1 rRNA gene is annotated in these 244 nt (G+C 51.2%); it reads left to right on the forward strand.

The annotated features are described in order from the left end of the window. Positions 1-244 (forward strand): 23S ribosomal RNA (locus ACSIPU_RS31430); the annotation flags it as partial.

Raw genomic sequence — 244 nt, forward strand, 5'->3', positions numbered from 1 at the left:
TCGTACCCCAAACCGACACAGGTGGTCAGGTAGAGAATACCAAGGCGCTTGAGAGAACTCGGGTGAAGGAACTAGGCAAAATGGTGCCGTAACTTCGGGAGAAGGCACGCTGATGGTAAGTGAAGTGACTTGCTCATGGAGCTGAAATCAGTCGAAGATACCAGCTGGCTGCAACTGTTTATTAAAAACACAGCACTGTGCAAACACGAAAGTGGACGTATACGGTGTGACGCCTGCCCGGTGC

The sequence above is a fragment of the Klebsiella sp. HN106 genome (genome assembly GCF_051209435.1).
In the GTDB taxonomy this organism is placed as follows: Bacteria; Pseudomonadota; Gammaproteobacteria; order Enterobacterales; family Enterobacteriaceae; genus Klebsiella; species Klebsiella oxytoca.